Here is a 20716-nt window from a genome sequence, read left to right as displayed (position 1 = left end):
AACAGGTGCAGCGGGCCCGACCGACCGGCCAGGCCCGCTGCGGGCCAATCACTTACTTGTTCTTGGCCTTGGCTTGGTTGTTGCACGCGGTCTTGGCGTCGCCGGTCAGGGCGTCGCACTTCTCCTCGGCCACGTCACGCGATGCCTCGCGCTTCTCCTCGGTGGCCTCGTTCTTGGCCTTGCGGGTGTCACGCTGCGCCTTGGCGTCGGCCTTGACCTTGTCGCGGGCGGCCTTGGCTTCCTTCACGCAGACGTCCTTGTCGTTGCCGGACTTGTCGTCACAGCGCTCCTTGGCCAGCTCGTACTCGGCATCGGCGACATCGGTCGCGGCGTCGTAGCGGGCCTTCGGCGTGTTCTTGTAGTCGGCTTCGGCCATGGACTCGGACTTCTTGCGCTCCAGCTTGGCTTCGGCCTGGCAGACGTCCTTGGCGTTGTCGGCCAGCGCGTCGCACTTCTTGTTGGCGGCGTCGTAGGTCGTCTTGGCGGTGGTCTTCGTCTGGTCGTAGGCGGTCTTGTCACCGGCGGCATGCGCGCCGGCGGCGAATGCCAGGGCGCCGAAGACGGCGATCAGTGCGCGGGAAACGGGACGGGTCTGGAAAGTCTTCATGGTTATTCTCCTCAGTGTTTCGTCAGGCGGTGGTCCGCCTGCAGGAGCCTTGCGGCTGGCGAGTGATGACAGTCAACGCAACGAAGGTTAGGTGCCGGCCCTTCCGCGGTATGCCGGACAAGCCGGGCACAAATCGTCGGACGCTGCCTACACCCCTTCAAGGGCGTCGCACGCACGCGGACGGTGGAAGACAATGACGGTCCACGCAACGCCTGCCCCGACATGTCCCTTGAGCGCCCTCCTGCCGACGAGCAATTCCGCCTGGCGCAGCTGAAGTCGCTCGGCTTGATCGACATGGGCCGCCAGCCCAGTCTCGACGCGCTGGTCGACTGCACCGCTCGCATGACGGGCTGCCCCGCGGCGGCGGTGTCACTGGTCGATACCGACGAGGTGTGGCTGCAGGCCGTGCACGGGCTGGCGAGTGCGGTGCTTCCGCGGGCCCAGGCGATGTGCAGCCACACGATTGCCCAGGACGACGTGCTCGAGGTACCGGACCTGTGCGCCGATCCCCGCACGCAAAGCGCCCGTGCCCTTGTGGACGATGGCTGGCGGCTGTACGCCGGCGTTCCGCTTCGCATTGACGGCGCGAAGGTCGGCGCGCTTTTCGTGCTCGACCGCGAGGCCCGCGGTCTCGCGCCTGAACAGCAACAGGCGCTGAGCCAGCTCGGCGAGGTCGCCGCGGGACTGCTCCAAGGCGCTTCACGCCTTGCGTCGGCGCAACGGGAACGAGCGCGGCTCATCGACTTCGCCCGCGCTTCCGGCGACTGGATGTGGGAGGTGGATGCCGACCTGCGCTACACCTGGGTCTCGGGCGCCTTCGAAGCGGTGACGGGCATTCCGCCCACCAGCGTGATGGGGCAACCCGTATCGAACGCACCACTCTTGGATCCCCTCGGCGACCCGCTTCCCGACGGCAGCAGCCTGCGTGACCTGCTGTCGAGGCGGCAGGTCGTGACGCGTGCCCTGACCGCCAAGCCGACCGCTCGTGGCGTGCTGCAGGTGTCGCGCAGCGCCGTGCCGACCTTCGACTCGGCCGGCCGCTTCACCGGCTACCGTGGCACCGCCCGCGACGTCTCGACGCACGTGACCGGTGAGCGGCAGTCGCGAGGCCAGGCCGAATTGCTGCGCAAGCTGTCGTCGCAGGTGCCGGGGGTGATCTTCCAGTTCCGCGTGATGCCGGATCGCTCGCTGCACCATCTGTATGCCAGCGATGCGTGCCGCGCCATGTTCGGCGTGGAGCCGCCCCGCGGCGCTGAAGGCGGCGACGGCGCGGCCGTCTGCCGTGCCCTGCACCCGGCCGACCGGCACGGTCTGCTGCAGAGCCTGGTCGAGGCCGGCGCCGGTCAACGCCCCTGGTACCGCGAGTGCCGCACGCTGCGCGAGGGCCAGGTGCGATGGCTGGAACTGCGGGCGATGCCCGAGGCCCGTCCCCACGGCGAGGTGCTCTGGCACGGCTTCGCAGCCGACGTGACGGCGCGCAAGGAGATCGAACTCGCGCTGCGCCACGGGGACCAGCGATGGGCCATGGCGGCCCAGGCGGCACGCATCGGCATTGCACAGTTCGAGCGAGCCACCGGCCGCATCGTGCTGGACCCCATCGCCTGCGCCAACCACGGCCTGCCCGAGACCACCGGTGAATTGCAGTTGGACGACTGGCTCGCCACGCTGCTGCCCGAGGACCGGGCTGGCGCCAGCCATGCGGTGGTGCAGGCCTTTCGCACGCTCGGCAGCATCGAGGCGCGTTACCGGGTGCCCTCGGCAGACGGCAACGCGCGCACGCTCGAGGTCTTCGCGCATTGCGTCCTCGATGATCGCGGCCGCGCGACCGGCATGCTGGGCACCTGCCGCGACGTGACACAGCAGGTCGCCCATGAACAGCTGCAGCGCGACAAGGAAACCGCCGAACGTGCCAGCCAGGCCAAGAGCGAGTTCCTGTCCCGCGTCAGCCATGAGTTGCGCACGCCACTCAACGGCATCCTCGGTTTTGCGCAGCTGATGGCGCTGGACCGGCTCCACCCGCTGGCGCCAGCGCAGACACGCCGGCTCGACAGCGTGATGCACGCCGGACGGCACTTGCTGGAGCTCATCAACGAGGTCCTGGACCTCGCCCGCATCGAGCAGGGGGAGTTCCGCCTGCAACGCGCGCCGGTCGACGTGTCCGCTTCGCTGCGGGCCTCGGTGGCATTGATCCAGCCGCTGGCGGACAACGCCGGCGTCCGCGTGCACCTGCCAGAGACACGCGGCATCTGGGCCGAAGCCGACCCGCGTGGTGTCGAACAGGTGCTGATCAACCTGTTGTCAAACGCCATCAAGTACAACCGGCCGCAGGGCCAGGTTCGCATCGCGCTTCAGCGCGACGAGGGTCGCGTGCGCGCTTCGGTCACCGACGAGGGGGCCGGGCTCACCGCGGCGCAGCAGGCGCACCTGTTCGAACCGTTCAATCGACTCGGCGCCGAGCAGCAGCGGGTGGAGGGGACCGGCCTCGGGCTCGTCATCGCGCGCTCGCTGGCGATCGCCATGGGGGGCGGGCTCGCGTTTTCCAGCGCCGTACCCGGCGGTTCGACCTTCACGCTGGAATTGCCCGAAGCGAACGAACCAGAGACCGGCACGGCACCGGGCGCACCCCGTCCCGCCGATGCCGAGACGCCGGATGCCGGGCGACGGCGGGTGCTCTACATCGAAGACGAACCACTCAACCAGCTGCTGATGCGTGAGCTGTTCAGGTCACGGCCGCAGTGGCAGCTCGAGGTGGCGGGTGACGCGCGGGAAGGGCTGGAGCGCCTGGACGGCGTCGCCTTCGACCTGGTCCTGATCGACATGAACCTGCCCGACATGAGCGGGCTCGACCTGATCCGGCGTCTGCGCGCCACGCCTGAGACGCGCGAGCTGCACTGCATTGCCTTGTCGGCCGACGCCATGCAGTCTCAGATCGATGCCGCCGTGGCGGCCGGCTACAACGCCTACTGGACCAAGCCCATCAACGTGCCGCAGGTGCTGGAAGGCCTGGCACGGGTGCTAGGTTGAGCGGCCGCCGACAGCACCGCAGCCATGAAAAAAGCCGGTGCATCGCTGCACCGGCTTTTGCAATGGGCCGAGGCCCGCCGCTCACTTGAGGTGAGCGTTGATCAGCTTGGTCATCTCGAACATCGAGACCTGGGCCTTCTTGAAGATTTCCTTCAGCTTGGCATCGGCGTTGATCATGGTCCGCTTGGCGGCGTCCTGGAGGTCATGCTTCTTGATGTACTCCCAGACCTTCTTGGTGACCTCGGTGCGGGGCACCGGGGTGTCGCCAATGACGGCGGCCAGTTGGGGGCTCGGGGTCATCGCCTTCATGAACGCAGCGTTCGGCGTGCGCTTCTTGGCGGGGGCCTTCTTTGCAGCGGCCTTCTTGGCCGGAGCGGCCTTCTTGGCGGGCGCTGCCTTCTTGGCGGCCGGTGCGGCTTTCTTGGCCGCTGCCTTTTTCGCAGGAGCCGCCTTCTTCGCGGGGGGTTTCGCAGTTGCCATGTTGAATTCTCTCCATCAAATGAGTGGTTGATGTGCCCGGGTTGGGTGAAAGCCGCATGAGCCCTCTGTTCTCCATGACCACGTGCGGAGCGAATACTACTGCGAGAGTGCTGCATTGAGAAGCAGATTTCACAGGTAAACCCCGCATTCTTCCCCGGTGAGAACGCGATTTGTCGTCCGCTCGCATCAGGTGGTGCGCAAGGGATGCTTCACGGCGTGCACATCGGACGCGCGCCGCTGCCGCTTCAGGTGTTGCCGGACCACTCGAACTTGTAGCCCACGCCGTACACCGAATGGATGATCTCGCGCTCCGGCGAGACGTCGGCCACCTTGCGGCGCAGCTTCTTGATGTGGCTGTCGACGGTGCGATCGGACACGACGCGGGTGTCGCGGTACATGGCATCCATCAGCTGGTCGCGCGAGAAGATCCGGCCCGGCTGGGCGGCCATCACCTTGAGCAGCTGGTATTCCACCGCCGTCAGACCGAGGTCCCGACCGCCGAGCAAGGCGCGCCACCCGGCGTCGTCCAGCACCAGCTCGTGCTCGGGCGGCAGGTCGCGGCCTTGTGTGCGCCGCAGCACGGCCTTCACGCGCGCCACCACTTCGCGCGGGCTGAACGGCTTGCAGATGTAGTCGTCAGCGCCGAGTTCGAGGCCCAGGAGGCGGTCGATCTCCTCCACGCGCGCCGTGACCATCACGATGGCGGCGCGGCTGTGCTGACGCAGCGAGCGGCAGACGTCGAGGCCGCTGCACCCCGGCAGCATCAGGTCGAGCAAGACCAGATCGGCGCCGTGCTCGCGCATCCAGGCGTCCACCTCGTCGCCCCGCGAAAGCCGGTGCACTCCGAAACCATGGGGCAGCAGATAGTCGCGCAGCACCTCGGCGATCTTGTCTTCGTCCTCGACGATGAGGATGCGTTCAGGCACGGCGGCCTCCGGTGAGTGAGGCGGGGAAGCGCAGCCGCCAGTCCAGGCCGCCGAGCGAGCTGGCCGATGCATGCATGTCGCCACCATGGGCGAGGACGATGGCGTGCGCGATGGCGAGGCCGAGCCCCGAGCCACCGCCCGCCCGGCTCCGCGAACCTTCGACACGGTAGAGGCGCTCGGTGAGACGTGGCAGCTCGCTGGCGGGAACGCCAGGGGCGCTGTCCTCCCAGTCGACGAGGAGCGATTCAGCTTCGCGCCGCAGCGTCACCCGCAACCGCGCTGGCGCATCGGTGTAGCGCAGTGTGTTCTGCATCAGGTTGGAAAAGACCTGCGCCAGCCGCGCGCTGTCACCCGACAGGGCGCAGCCGTCCGTCAGGTCCAGCGCCACGTCGAAGCTTCTGTCATGCAAGGCGCCACGGTGGGCTGCGATGCAGTCGGCGATGGCCTCGCCAAGATCGACGGGAGCCTTGTGGTACGTGAGCGCGCCCATGTCCGACAACGACAGCAGCCGCAGGTCGTCGACCAGACGCGACAGCCGCGCGACTTCCTGGGCGAGTGACCCCAGACTGGCGGGGCCGAGCGGCCGCACCCCGTCCTGCAAGGCCTCGATCTCGGCGCGCAGGACGGCCAGGGGCGTGCGCAACTCGTGGGCGATGTCGCCGATCCATTGCTGCCGCGCACGTTGAGCGGCTTCCAGCGTCTCGGCCAGCTGGTTGAAGTCGCGGGCCAGCTGGTCGAGTTCGTCGTGCCCGGCGACCTCGAGCCGCATGGCGTAGTGGCCCTGGATGAGTGCATGCGCGCCCTGCGCGAGACGCCCGATGCGGCCGGCGAGCCACCAGGCGAGCAGGGCACTGGCAAGCAGGCCCGCTGCCAGCATGCCGCCCGCAATGGCGGCGAACTTGCGGTTCTGCTGGGACGCGAAGAGTCGCTCGAGCGAGGCCACCGTCTTGAGCCGCGGCACGTAGCCGAGGTGGCCCACCACCTCGGAACCCACCATGATCGGCTTGCGCAAGGCCTCCTGGGCCATCTCCGGCCTGCCGATGAGCAGGCGCCCGTCGGCATCGAGCAGCATCAGGCGCGGGTCGATGGTGAGCAGCGGATCGGGCGGGGGCGACGGCGGCGGACCGTTCGGCTCGCCGGGCGCGGACGGCGCCTCCTCCGGACGGCGGCCCATGCGGGTGCCCAGCACGTCGCGCAGCAGATCGAACCACTGGCGGCGATCGTCGGCCACCCAACCCCAGCCGCCATGGCGCGCATGGCCTTCGGCCAGTCGCTGCACCACCGGTTGGAGACGCGCTTCGTCGGCGCGATTGAGGTACTCCACGAAGCCCTGGTCGAAGCTCCAGCTGAAGACGAGGTAGGCGGCCAGCGCGAGCACGGCATTGGCGCCGGCGACCGCCAGGAAGAGCTTGATGCGCAGGCTGTCGAGACGGGCTGGCCATCTCGGCCGCGACGGGGCTGCGGCCGGGCCGGCCGCAGACGGGGAATCGGGCGACGGGAGCATGGACGCAGGTTAAGCCTCAATCGGGCAAGCACTGTGCAAGACCGTTTACGATCGCTCCGGTTTCATTCTGTTACGGATTGTCCCATTGCTTCCTCAGTGCCGCGGGCTCGGCTCGCCACACTGGATGCAATCGTCCTGATGCCGTCCACGCCCGCCTCCTCCATGAACGTTTCCAAGCGCCCGTCCCTGGCTCGCCGCTTCACTCACCCCCTGGCCCTGATGCTGATGGCCGCCGTGCTGGCCGGCGCCGGCTGGTGGGCCTGGAAGACCTACGGCAATGGGGCCGACCCGCGTGAGCAGTACCAGCTCGCCACCGTGCAGCGCGGCGACATCGAGGACCTGGTGACGGCCACGGGAACGGTGCAGCCCCGCGACTATGTCGACGTCGGCGCTCAGGTGTCGGGCCAGTTGAAGCGGCTTCATGTCGAAGTGGGTTCGCAGGTGCAGGCGGGCGACCTGCTCGCCGAAATCGACCCCACCGTGCTGAAGGCCACGGCGGATGCCCGCCGCGCCGGCTTGCGCAGCCAGCGCGCCACGCTGACCGAGCGGCAGTCGGCGCTGGCACTGGCCGAGCTGCAGTTGCGGCGCCAGAAGAACCTCACTGCCGCTGACGCGACGACGACCGAAGCCCTGCAACTGGCCGAAGCTGCCGTGCGCTCGGCCAAGGCGCAGGCCGCGTCGGTTCAGGCCCAGATCGAGCAGACCGAGTCGGCATTGCGGGCCGATGAGGCCAACCTCAACTACGCGCGCATCTATGCGCCGATGACCGGCACGGTGGTGTCGGTGACGGCGCGGCAGGGCCAGACCCTCAACGCGAACCAGTCGGCACCGACCATCCTCCGGGTCGCCGACCTGACCACGATGACGGTGCAGACGCAGGTGTCGGAGGCCGAGGTCTCCAAGCTGCGGCGCGGCATGGAGGTGTACTTCACCACGCTCGGCGGCCAGGGCCGCCGCTGGTACGGCGCGCTGCGCAAGGTGGAGCCGACACCGACGGTCACGAACAACGTGGTGCTCTACAACGCCCTCTTCGACGTTCCGAACACCAACCAGGCCCTGATGCCCAACATGACGGCGCAGGTGTTCTTCATCGCGGCGTCCGCCCAGGACGTGCTGCTGGTGCCCACGGCGGCCGTGACCATGACACGCAACGCGGGCGCTTCCAGTCGAGGTGCACGCCGCGACCGGGGGGCCAGTGATGTGCCGGCCCGATCGGCGAGCCGCCCGGAAGGTGCATCCGCGCCCGCGGCCAGCGCGCCGGCAGCTTCGGCGGTGGCGGGTCCGGCGTCTGCGCCGCGCGGCCGGGGCCGTCGCGCAGCCGGTGATGCCGCCACTGCCGAGCGTCCGGCCGCCGGGGCATCCGGTCCGGTGGACCGCGGCACGGCGGGTGGATTCGTCGGGCAGGCGGCACCGCGGGCGCCGCGTCGCGGCACGGTCAAGGTGATCGACGCGCAAGGGGCGATCACCGAGCGACCCGTCGAGCTGGGCGTCGTGACCCGGGTGCAGGCCCAGGTGCTGTCGGGCCTCGCCGAAGGGGACGAGGTCATCACCGGCATGAAGCCGCCGCCGGCCGCACAGCGCAACGCCTCGTCCGGCACGCCGTCGGGCGGGGGCCTGACCGGTGGTCCGGCGGGCGTGCCGCCCGGCTCGGGCAGGGGGCGTTGATGGTTGACTCACTGTCGACGGTGCAGGCTGCGCCGTCGGTTCCAGGGCCCGTGCGGCCGGCCGACGCGGTGCCGCTGATCCGCCTGCGGGGCGTCACGAAGACCTACCGCAACGGCGAACTTGCGGTCACCGTGCTCCATGGCATCGACCTCGACATCCATGAGGGCGAGTTCGTCGCCATCATGGGAACCTCCGGCTCGGGCAAGTCCACGCTGATGAACATCCTGGGCTGCCTGGACCGTCCGAGCACCGGCACCTACGAGTTCATGGGACGCGACGTGTCGTCCCTCGCGCCCGACGATCTGGCCCGCCTGCGTCGAGACGACTTCGGCTTCGTCTTCCAGAGCTACCACCTGATCGCCGGGGCGAGCGCGGCCGAGAACGTCGAAGTGCCGGCCATCTATTCGGGGCTGGACGCCGATGAACGGCATGAGCGCGCGCGCCAGCTGCTGACCGAGCTGGGCCTTGCCGACAAGCTGCAGAACCGGCCCAACCAGTTGTCCGGCGGCCAGCAGCAGCGGGTCTCCATCTCGCGCGCGCTGATGAACGGCGGCCGCATCATCCTGGCCGACGAGCCGACGGGCGCTCTCGACACGAAGACCGGCGACGACGTGATGCGCCTGCTGGCCGAGCTGTCGCAGCGCGGGCACACGGTGATCCTGATCACTCACGAGAAGGAAGTGGCCGACCACGCCGACCGCCTGATCGAGATCCGCGACGGATTGATCCGCAGCGACAGCGGGCCGGCGCCTGTCTCGCCCACGCAGAAGAACTTCGTGCGGCCCATCGTGCCGCGCGAAGGCACCCACCTGGGCGACATTGCGGAGGCCGGCCGCATGGCTTTCCGTTCGTTGCGGGCCAACCTCTTCCGCGCGGCACTCACCCTGCTCGGCATCGTCATCGGTGTCGGCTCCGTCATCGCCATGCTGGCAATCGGTGACGGCGCCAAGCAGCAGGTGATGGACCGCATCAGCGCGATGGGGTCGAACCTGCTGCTGGTGCGCCCGGGTGCGCCGAACCAGCGTGGTTTCAGCGGCACGGCCACGCTCGTGCTGGCGGACGTGAACGCGGTGGACGAAGTGCCGAACGTGCTGGCGGCCGTGCCGGAGCAGAACAGCAGCGCCACCTTGCGCGTCGGCACGTCGGACCTCAGCACCAGCGTCACCGGCACCTCCTACAAGTTTCCGCTGGCGCGCCAGTGGCCGGTCGCCAAGGGCAGCTTCTTCAGCGAGGACGACGAGATCGGCTACGCCACCGTCGCCGTGCTGGGCGAGACGGTCGCGAAGGCGCTCTTTCCGGACCAGGACCCGGTGGGTGAGTTCGTGCTGATCAACAACCTCGTGTTCCAGGTGGTGGGGGTGATGACGCCGCGCGGCGCGTCGCCCATGGGCAGCGACCAGGACGACGTGGTGTTCGTGCCGTACGCGACGAGCAGCCTGCGCCTGTCGGGCCAGCGCTACCTGCGCAACGTGACGGTAGCGGTGAACGATGTGTCGCGCATCGACGAAACGCAAGCGGCCGTGGAGGCGCTGCTGACCGAGCGCCACGGCGTGGTCGACTTCCAGATCCGCAACATGGCGTCCATCATCGAGGCCACCGAGCAGACGCAGAACACCCTGACCATCCTGCTGGGTTCCATCGCGGCCATCTCGCTGCTGGTGGGCGGCATCGGCGTGATGAACATCATGCTGGTGTCGGTGACGGAGCGCACGCGCGAGATCGGCATTCGCATGGCCACGGGTGCCCGCGAGGCGAACATCATGCAGCAGTTCCTCATCGAGGCGGTCGTGGTCTCCGGGTTGGGCGGCGCCATCGGCGTCGTCGGTGGCCTGGCCACCGCTGCCATCATCGGCGCCTTCGACACGCCGGTGCAGTACTCGCTTGCTCCCGTGCTGCTGGCCTTCGGCTGTGCCTTCGCCACCGGCCTGGTCTTCGGCTACCTGCCGGCCAAGAAGGCGGCCAAGCTCGACCCGGTGGTCGCGCTCTCCGCGGAATGACCGCGCTGTTCCCATGATCCTTCGCACCTTGTCCCGCCCGTCCCGTCGCCTGCTCTGCTTGCTGCTGGCCAGCGCCTTGGCGGGTTGCGCCACGCCCATCGAGACCACGCGCCCCGCCCTCGACTTGCCGGAACGCTGGGCGGAAGCGGCTTTCGCCAACGCCGACAACCGGGCCGTAGAGGCGGCGTGGTGGCGGGGCTTCGGCTCCGATGAACTCACCTCGCTCATTGCCGAAGCGCAGGCCGGCAGTCCCGACCTGCGCATCGCCGCCGAGCGCGTGCGTCAGGCGGAGCTGGCCGCGCGGCTGGCGGGGTCGTCCCTCTACCCTCAGCTGAGTGTCGGCGCCGACACCAGCGCCGCCTACGCCGGAAGCAAGGGGCGCGACGGTGTGGGGACGCAGCGCACCAGCGCCTCCGTCGGCATCAGCTACGAGATCGACCTGTGGGGGCGTGTTGCCGCGGTGAACGAAGGAGCCCGAGCGGCGCTGCGCGGCAGCCGCTACGACCTGGAGGCCGCCCGGCTCTCGCTGACCACCGGGGTGGCCCAGGCGTACTTCCAGGTGCTGGCCACGCGCATCCGCCTGGACGTGGCGCGGCGCAACCTCGCCATCGCGGAGAAGCTCATGTCGATCGTGGAGGCGCGCTACCAGAACGGCGTGGCCTCCGAACTCGACCGCAGCCGGCAGCGCAGCACGGTGCTGGCCCAGCGTGCCACCGTGCTGCCGCTTGAAGTGCAGGAGCGCCAGAGCCTGAGCGCCCTCGCCTTGCTGCTGGGGCGGCCACCGCAGGGCATGGGCGTGGCGGCCGTCGACTTCGCGGGCGTGCAGGTGCCTGCGCCATCCACGGTGCTGCCCGCCGATCTGCTGACCCGTCGGCCCGACATCGCCAGCAGCGAGGCCGCGCTGGATGCGGCCGACGCCGATGTGGCCGCGGCCCGCGCTGCGCTGCTGCCCACGGTGTCGCTCTCCGGGGCCGCCGGCTTCGCGAGCGATTCGCTCCTCAAGCTCGCCAACCCGGCGTACAGCGTGGAGATCGCCGCCTCCATCCTGCGCTCCCTGTTCGAGGCCGATCGCGGCCGGAATCAGGTGGCGGTGAGCGAGTCGGTGCGGCGCCAGCTCGTGGAGGCCTACCGGCGCGACACCTACACCGCGCTGAAGGAGGTGGACGACGCGCTTGCCAACGTCGGCCGCTACCGCGAACAGGAAGCGGTGCAGCAGGTGATCCGCGACGAGGCGCAGCGCACCTTGCGCTTGTCCGAGGTGCAGCTGAGGGAAGGGGTCGAGACGCTCAGCAACCTGCTGGATGCACAGCGGACCTTGTTCTCGGCAGACGATCAGCTGGCGCAGTTGCGGCAGGCGCGACTGGTCGCCGCGCTGGATTTGTTCAAGGCACTCGGCGGCGGTTGGACGCTGCCGGAGGAAGGCCGTTCGGCGGCTCGGCCGGGGCCCCCCTGACCGATCAACGCCGAATTGTTCGGGGTTTCGCCCTTACTTCCGTGCCCAGGGCACGCCCCGATGCCGCACACTCGGCTTCGCTCCATTACCGTGTCGCGCCGTGCCGAACCTGCTTTTGCGGCAGGGTCCCCGCAGTTTCAGGACCCAGCTCGCGCTGTCGTATGCGCTGCTTGGCTCCTTGCTTGCCGTCTCACTGGCCGTGGGCCTCGGACTCGTGCTCGCGCGCGGAGAGCGCCAAGCCGCGAGCGCTGCGCTCCATGTGACCGCCGGACACGCCGCCCGACTGCTGGGCGACGGCTTGAGCCTGCGCAGCCGGGAAGTGCAGATCCTCGCCGAGTCCCCCACCCTGTGGGAGGACGGCCTCGATTCACCGCGTGTCGCCCAGGCCTTGTACCGCAGCCAGGCGCTCAACCCGTTCAGCGCGTGGATCGGCGTGGCCGATGCAAACGGCATCGTCCGCAATGCCACCGGCAATCTGCTCTTGGGATCCAGCGTGGCCGAACGGCCTTGGTACGTCGCCGCCCGCAACGGCTTGCATGTGGGGGACGTGCATCCCGCGAAGCTGCTTGGCAAGATGTTGCCGCCGGCCGGTGATGGCGGGCCCCAGCGCTTCGTCGACTTCGCCGCCCCCGTTCATCGCCAGGGCCAGCTGATCGGTGTGCTGGCGATCCACGGCAGCTGGGACTGGACCCGTGCGACGCTCGAGTCGCTGATGCCCGAAGGCCGTGAACGGCGGGGTGTGGAGCTGCTCATCTTCGATCGCCACGGCGAGATGATCTACCCATCCAAGCCCCTGCCTACCGCCGTCGCCGGCGCTGCTTCAGCCACGCTGCTGGCCGCGGCGAGCGGTCCCGCAGCCACACGCCGCCCGGCCGCGCGCTCCAGCGTAGTGATGTGGCAGGACGGGGCCGACTACCTCACAACCTCGGTGCCGCTGCGCGCGACCGGGCCGGCCGCCGAACTGCAATGGACGATCGTCGCGCGCCAGCCGGTGAGCGAAGCCCATGCGGCCGCCCGCACCGGGGCGCTGGTCAACCTGGCGCTCGGCCTCGCGGCCGCCCTGCTCACGAGCGCGGTCGGCTGGCGGGTGTCAAAGCGCCTGACGCGGCCCCTGACCCTGATTGCCCGGGACGCGCGTGCCGTGGAAGCCTCGGGCACGCCGACGGAGATGCCGGAGCGGGGAGGCAGTGCCGAAGTGGCGCAGCTGTCAGGCGCCCTGAACAGCATGACGCGGCGGCTGCTGGCCGCCAATGCCGAGTTGGAGGGGCGAGTGGCCGATCGCACGGCGCAGTTGGAACATGCCAACCAGACGTTGCGCGCCCTGGCCGATCACGATCCGCTGACCGGACTGTTGAACCGCCGCGGCTTCAATGAACGATTGGCTGCAGCGGTGGCATCCGCCGCGCGGCGCCAGGCGCCGTTGTCGGTCATCACCGTGGATGCCGATCACTTCAAGCGGGTGAATGACATGTTCGGCCACGACGTCGGCGACCAGGTGCTGCAGTCCATCGCCGGCGTGCTGTCCGATCGCCTTCGGACGTCCGACTTCGTGGCAAGACTGGGAGGCGAAGAGTTCATCGTGGTCTTGCCGGACACGGCCGAGGCCGGAGCGGCGCAAGCCGCGGCGGCCCTCGTGAATGCGGTGCGTGCCGCCGACATGCCGGTCGTCGGCCGAGTCACGGTCAGCTGCGGCGTCGCGGAATTGCGCCTGGGACAGGAGTCGGTGGACGCGGCACTGCGCCGCGCCGACGAGGCGCTGTACCTGGCCAAGCAGGGTGGTCGCAACCGCTTCCACGTGGCGATGGCCTCCAAGCCCACCACCGCCGGTCAGGCCACCACGACCTGAGCACGCGAAAGCGACCGACGCTGTTCGCCACCGGCGGCAACGGCGTACGGGAACGGCTGTCACGGCCCGAACCGCTTCAGGCGTCGATGGGCCGATCACTGGCCCATCGACTGCGGAGCTTCTCAGAGCGGCACAAGCGTTGACCAAAACTGTCCGCTTCTTGACATTCAGTAATGCGAATACTTATCATCTGCGTTAGTAGCGCACGCCGGTGACGGGGTGCCTCACCGGCTGGGTTGGGCGGTGACCGTTCATTCACTTCGTCGGAGCAGCCCTCATGGCCCACATCGTCGCCCGCAAGCATCCTGCGCGCGCCCTTCCCTCCCGTCTGTCGCAGACGACTGCGGCCCTCGCCTTGATGGCTGCGCCGGCCGCGTTCGCACAGACCGCGAGCACGGATCCATCGAGCACCCTGCCCCCCGTGAAGGTCAAGGCTGCGGCCGAGAACGAGTACAAGGCCGACCGCTCCGCCTCGCCGAAGTTCACTCAACCGCTGGTGGACACACCGCAGACGGTGACGGTGATCAAGAAGGAGATCCTGCGCCAGCAAGGGTCGCGCACGCTGAGCGAGGCGCTCGGCAACACGCCAGGCATCACCTTCCAGATGGGGGAGAACGGCAACACCCAGACCGGTGACGCCATCTTCATGCGCGGCTTCGACACGCAGCAGAGCATCTTCGTCGACGGCATCCGCGACATCGGCACGGTGAGCCGCGATGTGTTCAACCTCGAGCAGATCGAGATCGTGAAGGGCCCGGCCGGCGCTGACATCGGCCGCGGCTCTCCAACGGGCTACGTGAACCTCGCGACCAAAGTGCCGACGCTCGAAACGACGAGCAGCGGCTCGGTGACAGTGGGCAGCGGGAACCTTCGGCGTTTTACCGTCGATGCCAATGCGACGGTTCCGACGCTGGGCGACGGCACCGCGGTGCGTCTGAACCTGATGAAGGAAGACAGCCAGTCGCTCCGACGCGATCATGTGGAGAACGGCAGTTGGGCGTTTGCACCTTCGATCGCGCTGGGCTTGAACACGCCGACGCGGACCTACCTCTACTACCTGCACGTTGAACAGGACAACCGGCCCGACGGCGGCATGACCTCGTTCGGCGAACCCGGCTACGTCTTCAACGCGGAGCAGCAGGAGGCCCTGACTGCCGCCGGTGTCACGTCCGTGGCCATGCCGTCCCGAAGCAACTTCTACGGCTCGCTGAGCGACTTCAACCGCGTGAAGGCCGACATGTTCACCGCTCGCATCGAGCACGATCTCAAACCGGGCGTCACGTTGCGCAACATCTCGCGCTTCGGCCGCACGGAGCAGCAGTACGTGCTGACGGGGATCAACGCCGTCAACGTGGGCAACCGCGTCAGGAACCGCGATGGCACCTTCACACCCGCCCCGGCCGGTGTTTCGGCAGCGGATCCATCCACCTGGATCATTGGCCTGAGCCGCCAGGGCAAGGACCAGGAAAACCTGATCCTCACCAACCAGACCAACCTCAACGCCGAGTTCAAGACGGCTGGGCTGAGCCACTCGCTGAGCACCGGCGTCGAGTTCATGCATGAGAAGCAGACCAACGTGACGCAGGCGGTGATCGGCTCGGCCGGCGTGGCGAATCTCTACGCGCCGAACCCGTACGCCACGTTCGCCCCTGTCGGACCGAACGGCCAGCGGGCCAGCGGCAGCACGACGACCGCTGCGCTCTACGCCTTTGACACCCTCAAGCTGAGCGACGCGTTCCATGTGGTGGGCGGTCTGCGCTACGAGAAGTACAAGACCACCTCCGACAACATCGTCGCAGGCACGGCGCCGAATACGCTCGCGCCCGTGAGTCTGTCCAATGCCGACGACCTGGTGACGTGGAAGCTGGGTGCCCTCTGGAAGCCGGCGAGCAACGGCAGCGTGTACCTCGCCTACGCCACCTCGCAGAAGCCGCCGGGCAGCGACAGCTTTGCCCTCAGCGCAACCGTGGACAACGCCAACAACCCGAACCTCGACCCCTCCAAGGCCACCAACCTGGAGCTCGGTACGAAGTGGGAACTGCTCGACAAGCAGCTCGCGCTCACCGCGGCGATCTACCGCGCAATCGTCGAGAACGACGTGGTCGAATCCGACCCAGTCACCAAGCAGCCGCTGCAGATGGGCAAGAAGACGGTGAAGGGAATCGAGTTCGGCGCGGCCGGCATGTTGACACCCGCGTGGCAGGTGAACGCCGGCCTCGGGCTGATGGACACCGAAATCAACGCCACCCGGAGCGCCGATGCAGCCCAGGAGGGCAACGCCCTGCCCTGGAGCCCGCGGTTGTCTTTCACCTCCTGGACCACGTACAAGCTGCCGATGGGCGTGACGCTCGGTGGCGGGGCACGCTACACCCGATCGACCAACCGCAACAGCAACACGACGAACGACTACCTCTCGCAAGTGCCGTCCTACTGGGTCTATGACGCCATGGCCGCCTGGGAAGTCACGCGAAACCTGTCGCTGCAGCTGAACGTCTACAACCTCGCTGACAAGTTCTACATTCAAAGCCTTAACAACGGCGGCTCCCGCTATACGATCGGTGCACCCCGGTCGGCCTCGCTGACGGCCAACGTGACCTTCTGACGCCGTTTGCCTGATCACCGAGGGCCGACTCTTGCGAGCGGCCCTCGTTTCCATTTCCGATTCGACATTCGCCCACCATGATGCTCCACGTCCCCGGCGTGCTGACCGCCGAACAGGTCACCTACATGCGCCAGCAGCTGGAGGCGGCCGACTGGGTCGACGGGCGCGAGACCGTCGGCCCGCAAGGTGCGCAGGTGAAGCGCAATCGGCAGCTGCCGGAGGTCTCGCCGGTGAGTCAGGCGCTCGGCGCGCTGGTGCTGCAGGCGCTGGCGCGGCAGCCGCTCTATTTCTCGGCGGCACTGCCCTTGCGCACGGTGCCGCCCCTGTTCAATCGCTACGAGGGCGGCGGGCACTACGGGGACCACATCGATGGGGCGGTGCGCAGCGTGCCCGGCACGGGCCAGCACCTGCGCACCGATGTGTCGTGCACACTGTTCCTGACCGAGCCGGAGGACTACGACGGCGGCGAGCTGATCGTGAGTGACAGCTACGGCACGCACGAAGTGAAGTTGCCGGCCGGGGACCTGATCCTCTACCCCGCGACCAGCGTGCACCGGGTGGCGCCGGTCACGCGTGGCGCCCGCGTGTGCTCCTTCTTCTGGGTCCAGAGCATGGTGCGCGACGACTGGCGGCGCAGCATGCTCTACGAGCTCGACCGCAACATCCAGGCGTTGCGGGAACGCGTTGGGGACTGTGACGAGATCGTCGGCCTCACCGGCCACTATCACAACCTGCTGAGGCAGTGGAGCGAGGTCTGACGCCGAGCGACACGAGCCTCGTCGGTCGCAGGAAGCGCCGCCAGGCCGCTCAGTAGACGTCCCGCCGGTACCGTCCGGATTCCAGCAGGGCTTCCACGCGCGCCGATCCCAGCACCTCGATGAGCGTCGCATGAACGCCGGCGGCCATGCCGTCCAGGCTGCCGCACACGTAGATGGCTGCGCCGCGGTCGACCCACTCGCGCAGACGCGTGGCCTCGGCGCGAAGGCGGTCTTGAACGTAGAGCCGCTGCACCTGGTCGCGTGAGAAGACGCGATCGGCACGCACCAGCGTCCCGTCCTCCAGCCAGGCTTCGATCTCCTCGGCGTACAGCGCATCGTGCAGCGACTGCCGCTCACCGTAGACGAGCCACGCGTCCCCAACGCCGGCTGCGGCGCGCGCTCGGAGATGTCCGCGCAACCCCGCGATGCCGGTTCCGTTGCCGATGAGCAGCAGTGGACGTCGGACGTTCTCGCCCAGGCGAAAGTTCGTGTGGGGCCGCACCCGCAGGTCCAGGAGGTCACCGAGCGCCAGCCCTTCGCACAACCACGAGGAGGCAAGACCCGCTTCCCCGTCCGGGCGCTGGTGCAGGCGCACCACCAGCTCGAGCCGCCCCTCCGAGGCAATCGAAGCCACCGAGTATTCGCGGGGCCGATCCGGATCGGCCGGCACGCGGACCTGCACGAGGTCGCCCGATTCCCACGCGGGCCGGCCCGTGGCTGACACAAGGGCCAGGTGGAATACCGGCGCGCCCGCGCTGCCCGCATTCAGGAGCCGCCGCTCGACCAGTCGCCAGCGGTCCCACGCGGGGGCTTCCCAATCGGGGAGGTCCGAGGTGCCGACGAGGTGGCTCAACTGGTGATGCCACGTGGTCAGGGCCGTCGCGTCGGCGTTGTCGACGTCGATGCGTTCGAAGAGCGGGCGCGCGCCGTTGGCCAGCAACCAGGCGTCGAGGCCACGACCGAATCCGCAGAAGTGCTGGTAGGCACGGTCGCCGAGCGCGAGCACGGCATAGTGCAGTCCGCTGAGTGAGGGCGAGCGCGGCAGCACGCGGCGCGCGAAGCGGGCCGCGACGTCAGGCGCATCGCCCTCGCCGCAGGTGCTGACGATGAAGAGAATGCGCTCGGCCGCGATGAGAGCGGCTTCGTCGAGCTGCGACAAGGGCAGAAGCTGCACCGCCGCGCCGGCGGTGCGCAAGCGCGATGCCGTCTGCCGCGCGAGCTGCTCGGCAAACCCCGTCTGGCTGGCGAAGGCCACGAGCAAGGGCTTGCCGCTGGTCGCGGCGATCTCGCCGGGCATGGCGGCCAGGCTGCGCTGCTGTCGGTGATGCGACAGCCATGCCCGCGCGCACACCGCGAGCCAGATCAGCACGGTGAAGGCTGCGGCTGCATGCCGCACGGGGGCTGCGCCCCAGTCGAGTGCCGTCATGCGGCCAGTGCCTCGAGCGCGGCGCTCGGGTGCTCGCGGAGTCGGCCATCGGGGCCGCGCGCCACCAGCAGGACGGCAAGCTCCTCGCGGTCTGCCATGCGCAGCGCCTCGTCGGCACCCAGCACGGTGAGGGCGGTGGCCCAGGCATCGGCGTGCATGGCTTCGGCATGCAACACGCTCACGGAGACGACGCCATTCGTCACCGGCTGCCCGAGGCGCGGGTCGATCGTGTGGCTGTGCCGTTCACCGTTCCACACATAGTGACGATGGTAGTCCCCCGAGGTGGCCACACTGAGCCCGTGCAGCGCAACGAGCGTCTGCGCTGCTTCGTCCAGCGGACCGGCGGGCGGTCGCTGCAGCTCGATCCACCAGGGCTGGCCATCCGGCTTCATGCCACTGCCTCGGAGTTCGCCGCCCACTTCGACGAGGTGGTCGTGAAAACCGAGTGCGTCCAGGCGCAGGGCCAGCCGATCGACGGCGTGGCCCTTGGCGATGCCGGAGAAGTCCAGGCGCAAGCCACCCGGCTGACGAACGCGGCGGGCTGCCGCGTCGACGTCGAGCGCTCGCCAACCGCCGTGGGCCAAGGCCGCCTGCACCTCTTGTGAGGAAGGCGGATGGAAGCCGGCCTCATCATGACGCCGTCGCGCACCGAAGCCCCACAGGTCGACCAGTTCCCCGGCCGCCGGATCGAACGCGCCCGCCGAGCGGGCCGCGATGTCGAGGCCCGCGGCCAGCACGTCGAAGCAGGCGGCAGGCAAGCTGCACCAGGTACCGGCCGGGGCGGCATTGAATCGGCTCAGGTCCGACGCCGGTTCCCAGGTGCTCATCTCGGCGACCACCGCATCGAGCTCCGCTTCGATGGCATTGCGGCAGCCGGAGAGGTCCGTGCGAGGAGCGTCCACCCAGCGAACGGACCAGGTCGTTCCCATGGTCCGTCCTTCCAGTGAGTGCACGTGCCCGCCCCACACCGGCCCGCGCGGGTCGATTCGGGCCGGAACGAGCACCCGGCGCATGGCTTACTGCGGCAGCACTTCGAGGGTGGCGGCATAACCGGCGCGGCGCACCGGCTTGTCGAGCGTGCCGACAGCGCGCGGTGCCTCGGCGCCGCCCGCCATCGGCGCGCGGCCGCCGCCAAGCGAGGCATTGAGCCAGTACATGCCAGGGCCCGGCCACGTCACGCTGAACTTGCCCTCGGCGTCGGTCTTGAGATGCATCTCGCCCAGCTTGTCGCGGTAGCGATTGCCACCGGGGATGACCGTGACCTCCAGGTCCGCCGCCGGCTTGCCGTCCATCAGGAAACGGAAGTTCGCCACATCGCCGGCCACCAGGTCGTTGGGGTGGGTGAGCGGCACCAGCTCCAGGCCACGGTTGGTCGGCGCGAGCACCTTGTCGGTCGGCTTGCCGGAGGTGACGAACACCTCGAGGCGCGTCTGGCTCTGCGCCACGTTGAGCTCCTGGGCATCGGCCGGGATCTCCTTGGCCAGCGAGGCGGCCGTGCCACGCACCCGCTTCGTCTCACCCTTGGACTTCCAGCTGGCCATCAGGTTGTCGTTGACCAGCGCCAGCTTGTATGTGCCCTTCTGGCTCAGCTTCACGTCGAAGCTGCTGCGGTAGCGGCCGGAGCCCACGTTCTCGGGCTGCACGGCCGAACCGTCCGGGGCCTGCACCGCAAGACCATCGAGCTTGAGGGCGTTGTGCTCGAAGTAGAAGAGGTCGTTGGAGACGGCAGCGTCAACCGTGACCCAGGGCTCGCTGCCGGAGAGCACGGTGCCCGACGGCAGCATCCAGGTGCGGTGTGCATGGGCGGCCGGCGCGGTCAGGGCCGCGGCGACAAGGGTGAGCGGAAGGGCGATACGACGCAGGGACAGAACGTTCATGGTGATTCCTCGGACTCGGGTTCAGGGACGAACATCGACGGTGACGGCGCCGAGCTCATGCTCGCCCTTGGCGCTCGCTGACTGCGCCGCCTTGGGCGGCCAGGTGAAAGGAACGCGCACCAGTTCGCGCCCGCCGACCTCACGGGCAGCTTCGACGACGAGGCGGTACTCACCCGCCGGCAGTTTGTCGAGCGGGCCCTTGTTGCCGGAGAAGGTGACCGTGTGCTCACCGGGTGCGCGCGTGGCGCTGCTCAGGCCGTCGACCGGCATCTGCAGGTCGCGCCCGCTCTTGCGCCACCACTGGCGCATGTCCTTCAGCCACTTGGTGCCCTCGTTGTTCTTCAGCTTGAGGTCGTACCAGACGGCGAGGTTCGCGGCCACGCTCTGGTCGGCCCGCTCGATCCAGATCGCCGCGTAGGGACGGTGGTACTCCGCCACGGTCATGCGAGGGATCTCGACCTTGACGGCCAGGTCGGCGGCCCATGCGGCGGGCATGCCGAGCACGGCGGTCATCGCCACGGAATAACGCATACGCATCAGGAACCTCGTCT

The 20716-nt window shown here is 68.8% G+C and carries 15 protein-coding genes; 7 read left to right on the top strand and 8 right to left on the bottom strand.

All coding sequences use genetic code 11. The annotated features are described in order from the left end of the window. Window positions 1–52 precede the first annotated feature (52 nt). On the bottom strand, window positions 53–607 hold the full coding sequence (locus ACSQ2F_RS21445) for a hypothetical protein (protein WP_436026264.1): 555 nt from the start codon (window positions 605–607) through the stop codon (window positions 53–55). Window positions 608–829: 222 nt separating this feature from the next. Here ACSQ2F_RS21445 and ACSQ2F_RS21440 point away from each other — a divergent pair, with 222 nt between their 5' ends. After that, window positions 830–3631 carry an ATP-binding protein gene (locus ACSQ2F_RS21440; protein ID WP_436026263.1) on the top strand — a complete coding sequence of 934 codons (2802 nt, stop codon included), beginning with the start codon at window positions 830–832 and terminating at the stop codon, window positions 3629–3631. Between the two features lie 81 nt (window positions 3632–3712). Here ACSQ2F_RS21440 and ACSQ2F_RS21435 read toward each other — a convergent pair whose 3' ends face one another. The 3 genes from ACSQ2F_RS21435 to ACSQ2F_RS21425 all read right to left on the bottom strand — a co-directional run bounded on the left by ACSQ2F_RS21435 (window position 3713) and on the right by ACSQ2F_RS21425 (window position 6541). Further along, on the bottom strand, window positions 3713–4111 hold the full coding sequence (locus ACSQ2F_RS21435; protein WP_436026262.1) for an SWIB/MDM2 domain-containing protein: 399 nt from the start codon (window positions 4109–4111) through the stop codon (window positions 3713–3715). 245 nt (window positions 4112–4356) lie between these two features. Continuing rightward, window positions 4357–5037, bottom strand: a complete 681-nt coding sequence (locus ACSQ2F_RS21430; RefSeq protein ID WP_436026261.1) for a response regulator — start codon at window positions 5035–5037, stop codon at window positions 4357–4359. Beyond that, window positions 5030–6541, bottom strand: coding sequence for an ATP-binding protein (locus tag ACSQ2F_RS21425; protein ID WP_436026260.1), 1512 nt, complete (start codon window positions 6539–6541; stop codon window positions 5030–5032). The genes ACSQ2F_RS21430 and ACSQ2F_RS21425 overlap by 8 nt, the downstream gene beginning before the upstream one ends. Window positions 6542–6679: 138 nt before the next feature. Here ACSQ2F_RS21425 and ACSQ2F_RS21420 point away from each other — a divergent pair, with 138 nt between their 5' ends. From ACSQ2F_RS21420 to ACSQ2F_RS21395, 6 genes are all read left to right on the top strand, one after another. Continuing rightward, window positions 6680–8206, top strand: coding sequence for an efflux RND transporter periplasmic adaptor subunit (locus tag ACSQ2F_RS21420; protein ID WP_436026259.1), 1527 nt, complete (start codon window positions 6680–6682; stop codon window positions 8204–8206). Next, complete coding sequence (locus tag ACSQ2F_RS21415) at window positions 8206–10203, top strand: MacB family efflux pump subunit (protein ID WP_436026258.1); 1998 nt, start codon at window positions 8206–8208, stop codon at window positions 10201–10203. Before ACSQ2F_RS21420 ends, ACSQ2F_RS21415 begins: the two co-directional genes overlap by 1 nt. A gap of 13 nt (window positions 10204–10216) precedes the next feature. Beyond that, the gene (locus ACSQ2F_RS21410; protein ID WP_436026257.1) at window positions 10217–11656 is read left to right on the top strand and encodes an efflux transporter outer membrane subunit; all 1440 of its coding nucleotides are present in this window, start codon (window positions 10217–10219) and stop codon (window positions 11654–11656) included. Between the two features lie 100 nt (window positions 11657–11756). After that, entirely contained in the window at window positions 11757–13502 is a 1746-nt protein-coding gene (locus ACSQ2F_RS21405) for a sensor domain-containing diguanylate cyclase (protein ID WP_436026256.1), read from the top strand. A gap of 277 nt (window positions 13503–13779) precedes the next feature. Continuing rightward, a complete protein-coding gene (locus ACSQ2F_RS21400; protein ID WP_436026255.1) occupies window positions 13780–16104 on the top strand; it encodes a catecholate siderophore receptor Fiu in 2325 nt (774 codons plus the stop codon). A 77-nt stretch (window positions 16105–16181) separates the two neighbouring features. Next, window positions 16182–16862, top strand: coding sequence for a Fe2+-dependent dioxygenase (locus tag ACSQ2F_RS21395; protein ID WP_436026254.1), 681 nt, complete (start codon window positions 16182–16184; stop codon window positions 16860–16862). Between the two features lie 49 nt (window positions 16863–16911). Here ACSQ2F_RS21395 and ACSQ2F_RS21390 read toward each other — a convergent pair whose 3' ends face one another. From ACSQ2F_RS21390 to ACSQ2F_RS21375, 4 genes are all read right to left on the bottom strand, one after another. Next, on the bottom strand, window positions 16912–18288 hold the full coding sequence (locus tag ACSQ2F_RS21390; protein WP_436026253.1) for a sulfite reductase subunit alpha: 1377 nt from the start codon (window positions 18286–18288) through the stop codon (window positions 16912–16914). After that, window positions 18285–19217, bottom strand: coding sequence for an FAD:protein FMN transferase (locus ACSQ2F_RS21385; protein ID WP_436026252.1), 933 nt, complete (start codon window positions 19215–19217; stop codon window positions 18285–18287). Before ACSQ2F_RS21385 ends, ACSQ2F_RS21390 begins: the two co-directional genes overlap by 4 nt. Window positions 19218–19304: 87 nt before the next feature. Then, complete coding sequence (locus ACSQ2F_RS21380; RefSeq protein ID WP_436026251.1) at window positions 19305–20165, bottom strand: DUF4198 domain-containing protein; 861 nt, start codon at window positions 20163–20165, stop codon at window positions 19305–19307. A gap of 21 nt (window positions 20166–20186) precedes the next feature. Further along, a complete protein-coding gene (locus tag ACSQ2F_RS21375) occupies window positions 20187–20702 on the bottom strand; it encodes a DUF2271 domain-containing protein (RefSeq protein ID WP_436026250.1) in 516 nt (171 codons plus the stop codon). Between the last annotated feature and the right edge of the window lie 14 nt (window positions 20703–20716).

It is taken from the genome of Rhizobacter sp. LjRoot28 (assembly GCF_964253025.1).
Classification (GTDB): domain Bacteria; phylum Pseudomonadota; class Gammaproteobacteria; order Burkholderiales; family Burkholderiaceae_C; genus Rhizobacter.
The sequence above is the reverse complement of the archived record's forward strand: the minus strand, read 5'-3'. Positions and strand labels throughout refer to the sequence as shown.